Origin of the sequence: Sphingomonas sp. 1F27F7B (assembly GCF_005503355.1) — a bacterium.
GTDB lineage: Bacteria > Pseudomonadota > Alphaproteobacteria > Sphingomonadales > Sphingomonadaceae > Sphingomonas.
Map to the genome: position 1 here is coordinate 1 of NZ_SCMK01000018.1, position 14,857 is coordinate 14,857.

The 14,857-nt window shown below is 68.4% G+C and carries 12 protein-coding genes; 6 read left to right on the top strand and 6 right to left on the bottom strand.

Annotated features, from left to right (window positions below; genetic code table 11):
* The coding region (locus tag FFS08_RS16115; protein WP_137871840.1) for a hypothetical protein at window positions 1–462 on the top strand (462 nt) is incomplete at its 5' end.
* 655 nt (window positions 463–1,117) lie between these two features.
* A complete protein-coding gene (locus FFS08_RS16120; RefSeq protein ID WP_249341227.1) occupies window positions 1,118–1,414 on the top strand; it encodes an ester cyclase in 297 nt (98 codons plus the stop codon).
* Between the two features lie 43 nt (window positions 1,415–1,457).
* On the opposite strand, the gene FFS08_RS16125 is transcribed toward FFS08_RS16120, so the two are convergent.
* From FFS08_RS16125 to mutS, 4 genes are all read right to left on the bottom strand, one after another.
* Window positions 1,458–3,044, bottom strand: a complete 1,587-nt coding sequence (locus FFS08_RS16125) for an FAD-binding oxidoreductase (protein WP_137864165.1) — start codon at window positions 3,042–3,044, stop codon at window positions 1,458–1,460.
* Between the two features lie 134 nt (window positions 3,045–3,178).
* On the bottom strand, window positions 3,179–4,921 hold the full coding sequence (locus tag FFS08_RS16130; RefSeq protein ID WP_137864166.1) for a cellulase family glycosylhydrolase: 1,743 nt from the start codon (window positions 4,919–4,921) through the stop codon (window positions 3,179–3,181).
* Window positions 4,922–5,187: 266 nt separating this feature from the next.
* Window positions 5,188–5,415, bottom strand: a complete 228-nt coding sequence (locus tag FFS08_RS16135; protein ID WP_137864167.1) for a hypothetical protein — start codon at window positions 5,413–5,415, stop codon at window positions 5,188–5,190.
* The gene (gene mutS / locus FFS08_RS16140; RefSeq protein ID WP_137864212.1) at window positions 5,412–7,991 is read right to left on the bottom strand and encodes a DNA mismatch repair protein MutS; all 2,580 of its coding nucleotides are present in this window, start codon (window positions 7,989–7,991) and stop codon (window positions 5,412–5,414) included. The genes FFS08_RS16135 and mutS overlap by 4 nt, the downstream gene beginning before the upstream one ends.
* A gap of 226 nt (window positions 7,992–8,217) precedes the next feature.
* On the opposite strand from mutS, the gene FFS08_RS16145 reads away from it, so the two are divergent.
* The 4 genes from FFS08_RS16145 to FFS08_RS16160 all read left to right on the top strand — a co-directional run bounded on the left by FFS08_RS16145 (window position 8,218) and on the right by FFS08_RS16160 (window position 12,729).
* Window positions 8,218–10,473 carry an NADP-dependent malic enzyme gene (locus tag FFS08_RS16145; protein ID WP_137864168.1) on the top strand — a complete coding sequence of 752 codons (2,256 nt, stop codon included), beginning with the start codon at window positions 8,218–8,220 and terminating at the stop codon, window positions 10,471–10,473.
* Window positions 10,474–10,549: 76 nt separating this feature from the next.
* Window positions 10,550–10,924: a BlaI/MecI/CopY family transcriptional regulator gene (locus FFS08_RS16150; RefSeq protein ID WP_137864169.1), complete on the top strand. Its 375-nt coding sequence runs from the start codon at window positions 10,550–10,552 to the stop codon at window positions 10,922–10,924.
* A complete protein-coding gene (locus FFS08_RS16155; protein ID WP_137864170.1) occupies window positions 10,921–12,333 on the top strand; it encodes a M56 family metallopeptidase in 1,413 nt (470 codons plus the stop codon). The genes FFS08_RS16150 and FFS08_RS16155 overlap by 4 nt, the downstream gene beginning before the upstream one ends.
* An 81-nt stretch (window positions 12,334–12,414) precedes the next feature.
* Window positions 12,415–12,729, top strand: coding sequence for a UrcA family protein (locus tag FFS08_RS16160; protein WP_171012649.1), 315 nt, complete (start codon window positions 12,415–12,417; stop codon window positions 12,727–12,729).
* Here the strand turns inward: FFS08_RS16160 and FFS08_RS16165 are convergent.
* Window positions 12,726–13,514 (bottom strand): SDR family oxidoreductase, encoded by a 789-nt coding sequence (locus FFS08_RS16165; RefSeq protein ID WP_137864172.1) that lies wholly within the window; start codon window positions 13,512–13,514, stop codon window positions 12,726–12,728. The genes FFS08_RS16160 and FFS08_RS16165 overlap by 4 nt on opposite strands.
* A 125-nt stretch (window positions 13,515–13,639) precedes the next feature.
* A complete protein-coding gene (locus tag FFS08_RS16170; protein WP_137864173.1) occupies window positions 13,640–14,785 on the bottom strand; it encodes an acyl-CoA dehydrogenase family protein in 1,146 nt (381 codons plus the stop codon).
* Window positions 14,786–14,857 lie beyond the last annotated feature (72 nt).

A 14,857-nucleotide genomic window follows, 5' to 3' on the forward strand; every position in this document is an offset into this window, starting at 1 on the left:
CCCGCGCCCCGGCCCGTACCGGCGCCGGCTCCAGCGCCGGCCCCGGCGCCTTCGCCATCGGCGCAAGGCCTGGACTGGCGCGACTGGCCGCTCACCCCCGGCGACTGGGTCTATCGCCAGGATGGGCGCGGATCGGTGGCGTTCTTCGGCATGGCCGGCGGCGAGGCCGAACTGATCCTGCGCTGCGATGCCGGTCGTGGCCGGGTCGTGCTTTCGCGCAAGGGCGAAGGGGTGACGAGCGTCACGGTGCGGACCACCAGCACGCTGCGCCAGCTCCCGGTCCAGCCGCTGTCGGGCGCGACCATGCCCCGGCTCGCCGCCGATCTCGCCGCGGCCGATCCGCTGCTGGACGCGATGGGCTTCAGCCGCGGGCGGTTCCTCGTCCAAGGCAGCGGCCTGCCCACGCTGGTGGTGCCCGCCTATCCCGAAGTGCTGCGCGTCACCGAGGATTGCCGGGGATAGACTCGGGCGCGGTGGCGGGACGCATGCACCATGCACGGCGTTCGGGTGGCGGCGAAGGGGGCGAGGCCCAGGGTTCGGGCCCAGAATTCCAGATTCGCCCAGAACAAAATTTAATACAAGACTTGTTCTGCGACTCGCGGTGATTCAAATAGTTGTCGTGTCCAGTTGGGCACGTGCTTCTTCAACTAGCGAAAGGAGGTGATCCGATGTCTCATGGTTCAGCAATGGGGTCGGTTCAGTTCGTTCGGGAGACGCACCGCTGAGCTGAGGGCGCGATCGGAAGCCCTCCGATCGTAAGGCGCGCGGGAGGTATCCTCCTCCAATCAACGGCGCCAGTCCGAAGCAAAGCGGTCCGCATGGTCTCCCGGGCTGGAGCTTCCGGCCGCTGACCATGTCGGAGGTCGCCGGGTCGTCGGGAGACGCCCCGGCGGCCTCTTTCATTTTGGGGGGCTCCGCCATCTTGTGAGCCCCGCATTTCAGGGGCCTGAGAGCATCCCTGCGACAGGTGGATCGTGACGAGAGATCATTCGCGCAAGCAGCGCCTGGTGGAGTTCATTCGTCGGATCTGGGACGAGGGCGATGCCGAGGCGGCGGCGGATATCTCGCCCCCAGCTATGCCATCCGGCATGATCCGGGCGATCCCTGGGATGGGCAGGTGCTCGCCCTGGCCGGCTTCACGGCGCGGCTGGTGCAATCGCGGGCGGCGTTTCCCGACCAGCGCTTCGAGATCCAGGGCCTGTTCGCGGACGAAGGGGCAGTGACGATGGCCTGGCTCTGGTCCGCCACGCATCTGGGCGATCTTCCCGGCTTTCCCGCGTCGGGCAAGACCATTCGCATGTCGGGCCTGACGATCTATGGGTTCGACGATCGGGATCGCCTGACCGGGCACTGGCAGGTTACCGACCGGCTCGGCGTCTACCAGCAATTGCAGCGGAACGCGGCCGCGGGCTGAGCCGCACCGGCGCGAGTGGATCCGGCCCTGCGGCAAGCCGCAGTCAACGGACCGGCAGCGATTGCTGGTGGTGGAAGAAGTTCTGCGGGTCCCAATATCGCTTCACCGCGACGAGGTTGCGCGGGTTGGCGCGGAAATTGTCGAGGAAATAGAGCCGCAGCGCCTGATTGACATCGCCCGCGGCCCAGGAGCCGAGCGACAGGTCGGGATAGTTGTAGTAGCAGCCGTCGACCACGCCGGCGGGATCGCGCACTGGATCGGGCACGCCGCCATTCGGCGCATAGACTTCGGCGTAGAATCGATCGATCCAGTCGAGATGCGCCCGGGCCTGCGCCGCTTCGTCGGGCGAGAGCGGGCCGCCCGGCGGCGAGGCGTTGTTCCAATAGGTCTGGTATTGCAGCTTCAGGATCGAACTGCGCTGCGGCACTGCGGTGGCATCGGAGGCGACGTCGTTGATCGCCCCGCCATAGCTGTCGACCTGGAGAAGGCTCTGCGCCATGTCGCTGACATCTACGCCGGGCGGCACGGTGTTCAGCCACCGGTAGATCGCGCGCACCTGGTCGGCGGGGAAGCCGGCCTTCATATAGGCCGACTTGTATTTGCCGAACTGGTTGGGGCCCGATCCGTTCAGCGTCTGCACCGCTTCGAGATAGGTGAGGTGCTGGACCGAGCCGCTCGGCAGCAGGCCGCTCATCATGCCGGGATGGCCGCCCAGCGGCCGCACGAGCGGGACCGAGGGCAGGATCGCGTCGAAGCGCTGCCGAACCTGCTGGAACTGCGCGGCGGCGCGCAGCCGGTGCTCGTCGGCGCCGATGCCCGGCGGCGAGGCGCTCTGGTAGATCATGCCGATCTGCCCGGCCGCGACATGGTTGAGCTTGAGCAGGCTGAAATCGCTGCCGGGCATTTCGCGAACCAGCTCCGCATAGGCGGCGAGCAGCGTGGCGAAGCTGTCGAGCGACATCTCGCTCCAGTTCCACGCCAGGGTGGCGAGCGTGGCATGATCGGGCGCATCGGGCAGCGTGGCGAAATAATAGCGCGCGATCACGCCGAAATTGCCGCAGCCGGCGCCGCGCAGTGCCCAGAACAGGTCGCGTTCGGCGGGGTCGCTGCTGGCGTTCGAGACGTGGCGCAGCGTCGCGGTGGCGCTGCCGGCGTCCCAGGTGACGATATCCACTCCGGTCAGCCAGTCGACCGTCAGCCCGTGCAGCCGGGAGAGCAGGCCGTAGCCGCCGCCGGTGATGTGCCCGCCCGCGCCCACCGAATAGCAGGAGCCCGCCGGCAGCGTCTTGCCGAAGCCGTTGAGCAGGGTGCGGTAGACGGTCCAGTTCTCGCAGCCGGCATCGACGAAATAGCCCAGCCTGGGATCGAGGCCGATCCGGTTGAGTGCGGACATGTCGATTACCGCGCGAGTGGTGCCGTTATAGGCGAAGTCCTCGTAGCAATGCCGGCCCGAGACGATCTTTACATTGGGGCCGTGCGTGCCGAGCGCGGCCTGGACGCAGGGGGCGAGGTCTTCGATCCGGTTGGGGACATAGACTGCGTCGAGATTGGGTGCGTACCAGCGCCGGACGAAGCCCTGCCGGTCGCTCATCGTTACTGCGGCGCCGCTGCGCGTGGGAAAGTTGCTCATCGCGATTCTCCTCCCGTTCGGGGCGGGAATATGCCGCGAAATCCGGCGCTGGTGCGAAAGGATGGCGCCGGATCGGATGAACCCGGGCGCGCGGCGCCGCTACGCCGGTCGCTTCCGGAACATCGACGCCCCCTTCACCGGGCCGATGCGAAGCGCAGGCCGCGCACCCCGCCGTCAAACCCGGTCGAGCCGAGCACCAGCATGTTGTTGCCGTCGAGCAGCGCGACTCGGCCGGGCAGGCGCAGTTGCCGCCAGCCGGTGCCGGCCGGCACCGCGAGCGTCGCCGGGGCGCCGCCGTTGAACGTGAGGGTGAGCGCTCCCCCCTTGTCGGACTTCACTTCGACGTCGACCATATAGTCGCCCCCGCCATCGGCCGAGAGCGAGTAGCGCATCCACTCGCCCGGCACGAAATCGCTGACATAGAGGCTCTCGCCGTCCTCGCGGACGATGTCGACGCCGTCGTTGCGCCAGGTACGGCCATTGTTCCACAGCGTCCGCGCCTTGCCGGTGGAGACATGGTAATTGGCGTCGTCGCTGTCGTGATAGGCGATGCCCGCCGGGCCGATGTCATAGTCCACCGCGTCGATCGCGCCGCCCTCCGCCGTGATCCGCAACGGCGCGGAGGGGCGCGGGCTGGGATCGTGCGGCTGGCGCAGCATCGCGTCGACCACGTCCTGGTGGAAGAGGTTGTTTTCGTGGCGGATATCGCGCCGGGCGAGTTGCATCAGCGTGGCCTGGGCCTCGTCGGCGCTCGGGCGCGGGCCCTTGCCGGTCCAATAGGCGACCAGCTTCGCCCAGCCGGGATTGGGTACGATCTCGTAGGGGTTGTTGAAGCCGATCTTCTTGAGCGGCCAGAACGCCCAGCCGATGCCGTGCTTCTCGACGAGCGAAATGGCGTCGCGGAACCAGACGTTCGAATTCTCGCCCGATTCCCCGAGCCAGAGCGGCATGTCGTAGGTCTCGCGCAGCGCCAGGAACGGAGCGATCGAGGCCTCGTCGTTGCGGTTCCAATATTTGTGGAAGCTGAGCGCGGTATTCCGGTCGGCGAAGGGCAGCAGGCCCTGAAAGTTGTTGCCCCAGCAATTGCCCTCGATGATGAGCATGTGGCGCTTGTCGACTGCGCGTATCGCCGCCGCGATGTCGGCATAGAGCTGCTTGAGCGGCGCGTTGCCCGTCTCCTTGCAGCCATGCTCGCCGCCCGGGCCGGAAAAGTCCCAATTGGGCTCGTTGAGCAGATCGTAGGCGCCGATGCCCGGCTCGTCGGCATAGCGCCGGGCGAGCTCGCGCCAGAGCGCGATCGTCTTGCGGCGATTCTCCGTGCTCTGCCACAGCGAGGGTCTGGCGGGATCGCGATCGGCGATCGGCAGGTCGTTGCCCTGGCCGCCCGGCGCGGCGTGCAGGTCGAGGATCAGGTACATGCCGTTCGCCTTGGTCCAGGCGAGCAGCGCGTCGATGCGGCGGAAGCCGTCCTCGAGCCAGCTGTCCTTGCCGGCGACGGGCTCCTTCTCGACCGGCAGGGTAAGCAAATCATAGTGCATCGGCAGGCGCACCGAGTTCATGCCCCAGCGCGCCATCATGTCGATGTCCGCCTTGCGCGTGTGGTTGTCGAGCCAGGCCCGGTAGAATTCCGCCGTCTTCTCCTCGCCGATCAGGTCGGCGATCGCGGCGCGGATGCGATGCTGCTGGCCCGATCCCAGCTGGCCGAGCTGGAGCATATAGCCTTCCTGCAGCATCCAGCCGCCCAGCCCCATGCCGCGCAGCAGGACTTCCTTGCCGCTTTCGTCGACGATGCGCTGGCCATCGGTGCGGAGGAAGGTCTGCGCGGAAACTGGCAACGTTGTCATGAAGGCGAGCAAGGCGAGCGCGAGCTTCTTCATCCGGGCGGTTCCTCTCTATAGCCTTTTGCAGGGAGACTAGCGCGAGGGAGGCCGTTCCTCCAGCCGCCATGCCGAACTGGTTTGGGGCGTATCCCCTTCAGGCAAGGATGGTCCGGCAACCGTCATCCCGGCGCAGGCGGGGACCCAGAGTCACGGGCGATACGGCGTGGAACCCCTGGATCCCCGCCTGCGCCGGGATGACGAAACGGGGGTACTTGGCTGAAGGGGGTAGTCGCCAGACAAGTTCTAGGGTGATGAGGAGGGGCTCAGCCCTCGACTATCGGGTGCTTGTCGCGCAGGCGGTCCGCCACGCGCTCGACGGCGGCATTCTCGTCCGCCTCGCCGCCCGGGGTGATCGACCAGTTGCAGTGCGGATGGGTCGAGGCGCTGTAGAGTTTCACCGGGCCGAGTACGTTGCGCCAGCGCCGCCGGGTGCCGCCCACCTCGCGCAACAATATGGCGAGGAACTGGTCGGTGAGGTCGGCGACGGTCATGCGCCTTCCGCCGCCAGGCCCTTGAGCCGGTACAGGACTTCGAGCGCTTCGCGCGGGCTGAGGCTGTCGATGTCGAGCGTGCCGAGCTCGCTGCGCAGCGCATCGACCGCTTCCTCCTCCTCGATCGCAGCGGCGGCGAACAGCGGCAGGTCGTCGAGCCCGGCGGCCAGGCCGCCGGTGGCGGCGCGGCCGGCCTCGAGCTTGTCGAGCACGGCCTTGGCGCGCTTGATCGTCACCGGCGGCAGGCCGGCGAGGCGAGCGACGGCGAGGCCGTAGCTGCGATCGGCCGGGCCCTCGGCGACTTCGTGAAGCAGGACGAGATCGCCCTTCCATTCGCGCGCGCGGACATGGTGGAGCGTGAGCGCATCGCAGCGCTCGGCCAGCCGGGTCAGCTCGTGATAATGCGTCGCGAACAGGCAGCGGCAGCGATTGTCCTCGTGGATCGCCTCGACGACTGCCCAGGCGATGGCGAGGCCGTCATAGGTCGAGGTGCCGCGGCCGACCTCGTCGAGGATCACGAAGCTGCGCGGCGTCGCCTGGGCGAGGATGGCGGCGGTCTCGACCATCTCGACCATGAAGGTCGAGCGGCCGCGCGCGAGATTGTCCGATGCGCCGACCCGGCTGAACAGGCGGTCGACCAGCCCCAATGTGGCGCGGGCGGCGGGGACATAGCTGCCGGCCTGGGCCAGCACGGCGATCAGCGCGTTCTGGCGCAGGAAGGTTGACTTGCCGCCCATGTTCGGGCCGGTGACCAGCCAGAGGCGGCTGCTCTCGGACAGATTGCAGTCGTTCGCGACGAAGCGGCCGCCGCTCTTCGCCACGGCTTCCTCCACCACCGGGTGCCGGCCGCCCTCGATCTCGAAACAGGCATGTTCGACGAGGTGCGGACGTGCCCAGCCGCCCTCGGCGGCGCGCTCGGCGAGGCCGGTCGAGACATCGATCCGGGCGAGTGCGTCGGCGGTGCGGGCGATGGGTTCGCGCGCGTCGAGGGCGCGGGTGGTGAGGTCCTCGAGATGCGCGGCCTCGGCGGCGAGGGCATGGGCGCCGGCCTGGGTGACCTTGACCGCGACCTCGTGCAGCTCGGGCGCGTTGAAGCGGACGACGCCGGCCAGCGTCTGGCGGTGGGTGAAGCCCGAATCCTGCGCCATCAGCGGATCGGCATTTCTGGCCGGCACTTCGATATGATAGCCGAGCACGCCATTGTGGCGGATCTTGAGCGAGCCGATGCCGGTGCGCGTGCGATACTCGGCCTCGAGCGCGGCGATCGCGCGCCTGCCGCCGGCGCCGGCGTCGCGCAGATCGTCGAGCGCGGCGTCATAGCCCTCGGCAATGTACCCCCCGTTCGCGGCATCGACCGGCGGCTCGGGGACGAGCGCTCGCGAGAGCAAGTCGATCAGCGCGCCATGGCCGCGCATCTGGGGGATGAGGTCGGCGAGCAGGGGCGGGATGCCGGTGGCATCCAGCCGCTCAGCAAGGCGCCAGGCGCCGTCGAGCCCGTCGCGCAGCTGGCCGAGATCGCGCGGGGAGCCCCGCCCGGCAGCGAGGCGTCCGAGCGCGCGGCCGATGTCGGGCATCGCCCGGAGCGCGCCGCGCACCATGTCGCGCAGGCCGGCATCGTCGTGGAAATGCGTGACGAGATCGAGCCGGGCCTCAATGCTCGGGCGATCCATCAGCGGCGCGGCGATGTCGCTGCCGAGCAGCCGGGCACCGGCTCCCGTGACCGTGCGGTCGACACTGTCGAGCAGGCTGCCCCGGCGCGTGCCGGCTGCACTGACGGTCAGTTCCAGGCTTTCGCGCGTCGCGGCGTCGATCGCCATAGCGGCCTCGGTACGGCTGATGCGCGGCGGACGCAGAAAGGGGAGCGAACCCTTGGCAGTGTGCTCCAGATAGGCGGCGAGCCCGCCGGCGGCGGCGAGCGCCGCGCGCGAGAACTGGCCGAATCCGTCGAGCGTCGCGACGCCGAACAAGCGCTTGAGGCGCGCTTCGCCGCTCGCGCTGTCGAAGTCGATCCGGGGCCGGGTGACCGTGGCCAGTTCGTCGAATGCGGAACCGTCGCCGACCACGGTTTCGGCCGGCGAGAGGCGGGCGATCTCGGCGGCGGCGCGGTCGGCGCTGGTCTCGATGATCTCGAAACGGCCGGTGGAGATGTCGGCACAGGCGATGGCGACGCTGCCGCTCGCCTCGCCGATCGCCGCGCACCAATTGGCGGTGCGGCTGTCGAGCAGCGACTCCTCGGTCAGCGTGCCGGCGGTGACGACGCGGATGATCGCGCGGTTGACCAGGGCCTTGGAGCCCATGCGCTTGCGCGCTTCCTCGGGCGTCTCGGTCTGGTTGGCGATGGCGACGCGGTGGCCGGCCTTGATCAGCCGGGCAAGATAGCCTTCCATCGCATGCGCCGGCACGCCGCACATCGGGATGCGCTCGCCGTCATGCTCGCCGCGGGCGGTCAGCGCGATGTCGAGCACCGCGCTGGCGATCTTCGCGTCCTCGAAGAACAGCTCGAAGAAATCGCCCATCCGATAAAAAAGCAGGCAATCCTCCGCCTCTGCCTTCAAGGCGAGATATTGCGCCATCATGGGGGTGGGGGCTGCGGAGGACATGGCTTGCGGCGTAGCGGAACCCGTTGCGTGATCAACACCCCGGCACGGCTTTTCCTGGGGAAAAAGCCGGATGTGCGGATTTTCGCACATCCGGGCGCGCCAATCCGTGCCGATCCGTGGCGGATGCATGGGAATCTGTCGCATTCGGCACATTGCGGCCGCGGAACGGCCCCCCTAAAGGGGAGGCAATCTGGAGAGAAGAATGTCTGAGGAATCGAACGTCCAGTTTTCGGAGCGCGAGGCGCTGCTCTATCACTCCGAGGGGCGGCCGGGTAAAATCGAAGTCATCGCCTCCAAGCCGATGGCGACGCAGCGCGACCTTGCGCTCGCTTATTCGCCGGGCGTCGCGGTGCCCGTGCTCGCGATCGCCGAGGATCCGGCCAAGGCCTATGATTATACCGCCAAGGGCAACCTGGTCGCAGTGATCTCCAACGGCACGGCGATCCTGGGCCTGGGCAATCTCGGCGCGCTCGCTTCCAAGCCGGTGATGGAAGGCAAGGCAGTGCTCTTCAAGCGCTTCGCCGATGTCGATTCGATCGATCTCGAACTGAAGACCGAGGATGTCGATCGCTTCATCGACGCGGTCGAGCTGCTCGAGCCGAGCTTCGGCGGCATCAACCTGGAGGACATCAAGTCTCCTGAATGCTTCGTGATCGAGCAGACGCTGCGGGAGCGCATGAACATCCCGGTGTTCCATGACGACCAGCATGGCACGGCGATCATCGCCGCGGCCGGCCTGATCAACGCGCTGCATCTGACCGGGCGCGACATCAAGGACACGCGCGTCGTGATGAACGGCGCCGGCGCCGCCGCGATCGCGTGTGCCGAGCTGATCAAGGCGATGGGCCTGCCGCACGGCAACCTGCTGATGCTCGATCGCACCGGCGTGATCTATCAGGGGCGCGAAGGCGTGAACCAGTGGCAGTCGGCGCACGCGGTCGCCACCGATCGCCGCACGCTGGCCGATGCGCTCGAGGGCGCGGACGTGTTCATGGGCCTCTCGGCCGCAGGCGCGCTGCCCGCCGAGCTGCTGAACCACATGGCGCTGAAGCCGATCATCTTCGCGATGGCGAACCCCGATCCCGAGATCACGCCGCCCGAGGCGCGCGCCGCGCGCCCGGACGCGATCATCGCGACGGGGCGTTCGGACTATCCGAACCAGGTCAACAATGTCCTGGGCTTCCCCTTCATCTTCCGCGGCGCGCTCGACGTGCGCGCGACGACGATCAACGACGCGATGAAGATCGCCGCGGCGACCGCGCTCGCCGAGCTGGCACGCCAGCAGGTGCCCGAGGAAGTGGCGGCGGCATATGGCGTGCAGCACAGCTTCGGGCCCGACTATATCATCCCGGCGCCCTTCGATCCGCGGCTGATGGAGCTGGTTCCCGCCGCCGTTGCCCAGGCGGCGATGGATTCGGGCGTCGCGACCAAGCCGATCACCGACATGGCGGCCTATCGCCAGCAGCTCCGCGCGCGCCTGAACCCGACCACGTCGGTGCTCAGCCTCGCCTATGAAGGCGCGCGGGCCAATCCGAAGCGGGTGATCTTCGCCGAGGCCGAAGAGGAAGTCGTGCTGCGCGCCGCGATCGCTTTCAAGGACGGCGGCTATGGCACGCCGGTGCTGGTGGGCCGCGAGAGCGTGCATGACCGGCTGAAGGCGCTCGGCGCCGATCCGGCCCATTTCGAATTGCACAACAGCGTCAACTCGCCGCTCGTCGAGCAGATGGTCGAGTTCCTCTATGGCCGCCTGCAGCGCCGCGGCTATCTCCGTCGCGATTGCGAGCGGATGGTCAATCGCGACCGCAACATCTTCGGCGCGCTGTTGCTCCAGCTCGGCCATGCGGATGCGATGATCACCGGCGTTACCCGCACCTGGGCCGAATCGATGCGCCAGGTGAAGCGCGTCATCGATCACGCGCCGGGCCGCACCCCCTTCGGCATGCACGTGCTGGTGGGCCAGTCGCATACGGTGTTCATCGCCGACACCACGGTGAACGAGCGGCCGAATGCCGAGGAACTGGCCGACATTGCCGCGGGCGCGGCTGCCGTTGCGCGCCGCATGGGCCATGAGCCGCGCGTCGCCTTTCTCAGCTATTCGAACTTCGGCAATCCCGAAGGCCAGTGGCTCGACAATGTTCGCGGCGGCATCAAGGTGCTCGACGGGCGCGGAGTGGAGTTCGAATATGAGGGCGAGATGTCGCCCGACGTGGCGCTCAACAAGCGCCAGCTGGCGAACTATCCCTTCGCGCGCCTTTCCGGCCCGGCCAATGTGCTGATCATGCCGGGCCTGCAATCGGCCAACATCTCGGCCAAGCTGCTGCGCGAGCTGGGCGGCGACTCGACGATCGGCCCAATGCTGATCGGCATGGAGAAGCCGGTGCAGATCGCCCCGATGACGGCCACCGCCAGCGAACTGGTGACGCTGGCGGTGCTGGCGGCCGGCGGAATCGCCCGTTGACCTAGTCGGTTCGGCGCCTCTTGCCTGCTACATTTGTAGCATACTACAAATGTAGCAGGTTGGAGGAGGCCGAGTCGTGATCGAATCGCTGCCGCGCCGCGAGCGCGAGGTTTTCGAGGCGCTGTGCAGCCTGGGCGAGGGTACGGCGATCGCCGTGCGCGGTGCGCTGGCCGATCCGCCGAGCGATTCGGCGGTGCGTACCTTGCTCGGCCGGCTCGAGGCCAAAGGGCTGATCGGCCACAGTACGCGCAATCAGGCCTATGTCTATGCGCCCGTGCCGCAGGCGGAGGCGGTGGCGGAGACGGCGCTGCAGCGGCTGGTGCACACGTTCTTCCAGGGATCTGCGGTGCGTGCCGCGACGGCCTTGCTCGGCATGGAGAAGGCGCTGACGCGCGAGGAGATCGATGAGCTTCAGCGCGCGATCGACGACGCGCGGGGAGAAGCGGAATGATCGCGGACCTGCTGATCGAACTCGGCTGGAAATCCGCGCTGGCCTGTGCCGTCGCGCTGCTTGCCAGTCAGGCATTGCGCGGACGGCCGGCGGCGCAGCGTGTGGCGGTTCTGCGTGCCGGCACGGGCGTGCTGCTGCTGCTTCCCATCCTGATCCTCACCGTGCCGGCGATCGAGATCGCGGCGCTGCCGGCCGTTGCGGCGCCGTCCGTCTTGCCCGCCATGCCCGAGGTCGGGGCGTCGGCCGTCGTCGCGGCGCCCGTCATGCCCAAGATCGATTGGATCGCGCTGGCGTATCTGGGCGGTGCCGCATTCGTGCTGCTGCGCCTCGCCGTCGGGCTCTTCCTGTTGCACCGCTGGACCCGCCATGCGGTGCCCGCCTCCCACCCTGTGTGGCGGGAGGTGTTCGCACGGGCCGCCGAACCCTTGAGGCGGCCCGTGCGGCTACTCGTCTCGCCTCGCATTGCCTCGCCCCTGAGCCTGGGAGTCGCGCCGGCGACGATATTGATTGACCCGGATATCGAGCAGCGCCCCGATCGTGCCGCGGCGGTGATCGCGCATGAGATCGCGCATGTCCGCCGGTTCGACTGGCTGGCGATGCTCGTGGGGCGGCTCGCGCTCGCGCTGTTCTGGTTCAACCCGTTCGCCTGGCTGCTGGTTGCCGAGCTGGCTCGCCAGACCGAGCTGGCCGCCGATGAGGAGGCGGTGAGGCATGTCGCGCGCGCGGATTACGCGCAGACGCTGCTCGCTGTCGCCGGTGGGTGCGGAGCGCATGCGGCATGCGGCATGGCGGTGACGCGCAGTGCAATGGCGCGGCGGATCCGGCGCGTGCTCGATACGGCCCCGCGCAAACCGGCGAGCGGGCTGGCATGCGCAGTGCTGATTGCCGGTATCCCGCTGGGGATCGCGCCGCTTGCCGCGATGCAGATCGTCGCGCGCCCCGCTGTCCCGGCTTCGCCGGGGGCGGAGTCCGCGGCTCGACAGACGATTCCCGAGGCGAGGCCGTTGGAGAGCTCGGTGCGGAAGCAAGCGGTCCGGGTTGCTCAGGGGCTTCCGTACCGCCGCGACAAGCCGGTGCCGCGTATGGCGCCCGTCCCCGAAGCCATGGCGATACCTCGCCAGTTCCATGCGCTGTCTGGGGCGCCGGTTCAGGTCCAGGTGCCGCCGCCGCCCGGACCTGGCGGGTCATTCGCCGGCACGGGCGCTGCCCCGGGGGACGGCGGATCGGTGGAACAGCGGCTCGCCGTGGTGGAGCGGCTGCGCGCCGCCGCGCTGGAGTATCGCGATCGCGCCCGGACTCCCGGCCTGTCGCTGGATACCCGCAAGAGCTATCGCAACGTGTCGGCATCGCTGGCGGATGAAGCCGACAAGCTCGAGAAGCAACTGCAGCAGATAGCGGGCCGCCGCTAGCCCAACCCCTCGCCACCGAACCAACGCGCGGCTTTCGCGCCACGGGGCCGGCTTGCCCGGCGACTTGAAGGGAGAATGACGATGCGTTCGATCCTGTTCCTGTCCCTGTCCTTCGTTCTCATCGGCGCCTGCCCGGCGCGCCTGCCCGGCCAGGTGCAGGCGGCGGAGCCTGCGCTGCGGGTCACCTATGGCGACCTGGCGCCGGATACCAGGGCCGGCCGCGCCACCTTGCGGGAGCGGGTGGACGGTGCGGCACGCACCTATTGCCGGACGAACGACCGGGACGTCGCCCCGCAGCTAATCCGCAACAAGGCGGGATATTGCTTCGAGTCGGTGCGCCTGTCGCTGGTCGCCGAGATGCCCGACAGGGTGCGGCGCGGATATTATCGGCGCTAGCCGTCGATGCTGACGCCCAGCGACGCGTTGACCAGTCCGCCGTCGACCGTGATCGTGTCGCCCACGACATAGTCGCCGGCGCGGCTGGCGAGGTAGATGGCGGCGCCCGCCATGTCCTCGTCGACGCCGATGCGCCGGGCCGGGATCGCCTTGGCGACATCGCCGCCATGGTCGCGCGCGGCCCGGTTCATCTCGCTGGCGAACGCGCCGGGGGCAATCGAAGTGACGTTGACATGGTCGCGGATCAGCCGAGCGGCCATGCGCTTGGTCAGGTAGATCAGCGCCGATTTCGAGGCGTGATAGCTGTAGGTCTCCCACGGGTTCAGCCGCTGGCCGTCGATCGAGGTGATGTTGATGACCTTGGCCGGGCGCTCGGCCGATCCGCCGGCCTTGAGCAGTTCGAAGAGCGCCTGGGTCAGGAAGAAGGGGGACTTCACGTTGAGGTCCATCACCTTGTCCCAGCCCTTTTCCGGAAAGCCTTCGAACGGCTCGCCCCAGGCCGCGCCCGCGTTGTTGACCAGGATATCGAGCCGCTCCTCGCGCTCCGCCAGCGCGGCGGCGAGCGCCTTGCAGCCGGCCACCGTCGAGACGTCCATCGGCAGGGCGATGCAGTTGGGGCCGAGCGCGGCGGCGGTTTCCTCACAGGCCTCGGCCTTGCGGGACGAGACATAGACCTTGGCGCCCTGGGCGATGTAGCCCGCGGCAATCATCCGGCCGATGCCCCGGGACCCGCCGGTGACCAGGGCAATCCGCCCGTCGAGGCGGAATAATGTCGTGGTGTCCATTCCAACTCCCTCTCTTCTCTCGCGGGGAGAGGGCCGGGGAGAGGGGCGCATCGCCACCGTCTCCTGCTGCCCTTCTCCCGGCTTCGTGTCGCTTGCCGCCCTCTCTCCTTCGGGAGGGAGAATTGTTATCCGCCGCGCTTCAGCGTTTCGCGGGCGATGATCAGCTGCTGGATCTGGCTGGTGCCTTCGTAGATCCGGAACAGCCGCACGTCGCGGTAGAGCCGCTCGATGCCGTAATCGGCGATATAGCCCGCGCCGCCGAAGATCTGCACGGCGCGGTCCGCCACCCGGCCGACCATCTCGCTCGCGAAATATTTCGCCGCCGCGGCTTCCATCGTCGTGTTCGCGCCGGAATCCTTCGCCGCCGCGGTTTCCAGCACCAGCGCCCGTGCCGCCAGCGCCTCGGTCTTGGAATCGGCGAGCATCGCCTGGATCAGCTGGTGCTCGGCGATCGGCTTGCCGAACTGTATGCGTTCGCTTGCATAGGCGACGCAGTCGGCGATCAGCCGCTCCGCCACGCCCACACAGACCGCCGAGATGTGGAGCCGGCCGCGATCGAGGACCTGCATCGCGATGCGGAAACCCTCGCCCTCGGCGCCCAGCCGGTTGGCGACGGGAACCGGCGTGTCGTCGAACACCACGTCCGCCACGCGGGCGCCCTTCTGGCCCATCTTCTTCTCGGGTTCGCCGATGCGCACGCCCGGCAGGTCGCGCGGCACCAGGAAGGCGGATACGCCGCGGCCGCCGGGGGCATCGCCGGTACGGGCCATCACGGTGAACAGCTCGGCCTTGTCGGCATTGGTGATGAAGCGCTTGGTGCCGCTGAGGCGATAGACGTCGCCGTCGCGGACCGCCCTGGTCTTCACTGCGCCGCTGTCCGATCCGACGTCCGGCTCGGTGAGGGCGAAGCTGGTGACGATCTCGCCGCTGGCGATGCGCGGCAGCCACTCGGCCTTCTGCTCGGTCGTGCCTGCCATCACCAGCCCCTGCGAGCCGATGCCGACATTGGTGCCGAAGCTGGAGCGGAAGGCCGGCGTGGTGCGGCCGAGCTCGATCGCGACCTTGCATTCCTCGAGCATCGTCAGCCCCAGGCCGCCATAGTCCTCGGCGATCGACAGGCCGAACAGGCCGAGCGCCTTCATCTCGCCGATCACCTCGGCGGGGATGGCGTCCGCGGCCTCCACCTCGGCTTCGAGTGGGCGCAGGCGCTCGCGCACGAAGCGGCGGATCGTATCGATCAGCGTATCGAAGGTTTCCGGGTCGAGCGCCATGGCCACGCGTTCCTCAGGTTCGAACCGGAACGCTATACCGACCATATGTTCTGGAGCAAGCCATACCCGATA

Excerpts from the sequence above, each read along its gene's own strand:
- FFS08_RS16135 (WP_137864167.1), bottom strand. The coding sequence starts at position 5,415 with ATGACCGTCGCCGACCTCACCGACCAGTTCCTCGCCATATTGTTGCGC.
- FFS08_RS16170 (WP_137864173.1), bottom strand. The coding sequence starts at position 14,785 with ATGGCGCTCGACCCGGAAACCTTCGATACGCTGATCGATACGATCCGC.
- FFS08_RS16160 (WP_171012649.1), top strand. The coding sequence starts at position 12,415 with ATGCGTTCGATCCTGTTCCTGTCCCTGTCCTTCGTTCTCATCGGCGCC.
- FFS08_RS16130 (WP_137864166.1), bottom strand. The coding sequence starts at position 4,921 with ATGAAGAAGCTCGCGCTCGCCTTGCTCGCCTTCATGACAACGTTGCCA.
- FFS08_RS16165 (WP_137864172.1), bottom strand. The coding sequence starts at position 13,514 with ATGGACACCACGACATTATTCCGCCTCGACGGGCGGATTGCCCTGGTC.
- FFS08_RS16125 (WP_137864165.1), bottom strand. The coding sequence starts at position 3,044 with ATGAGCAACTTTCCCACGCGCAGCGGCGCCGCAGTAACGATGAGCGAC.
- FFS08_RS16145 (WP_137864168.1), top strand. The coding sequence starts at position 8,218 with ATGTCTGAGGAATCGAACGTCCAGTTTTCGGAGCGCGAGGCGCTGCTC.
- FFS08_RS16155 (WP_137864170.1), top strand. The coding sequence starts at position 10,921 with ATGATCGCGGACCTGCTGATCGAACTCGGCTGGAAATCCGCGCTGGCC.
- mutS (WP_137864212.1), bottom strand. The coding sequence starts at position 7,991 with ATGATGGCGCAATATCTCGCCTTGAAGGCAGAGGCGGAGGATTGCCTG.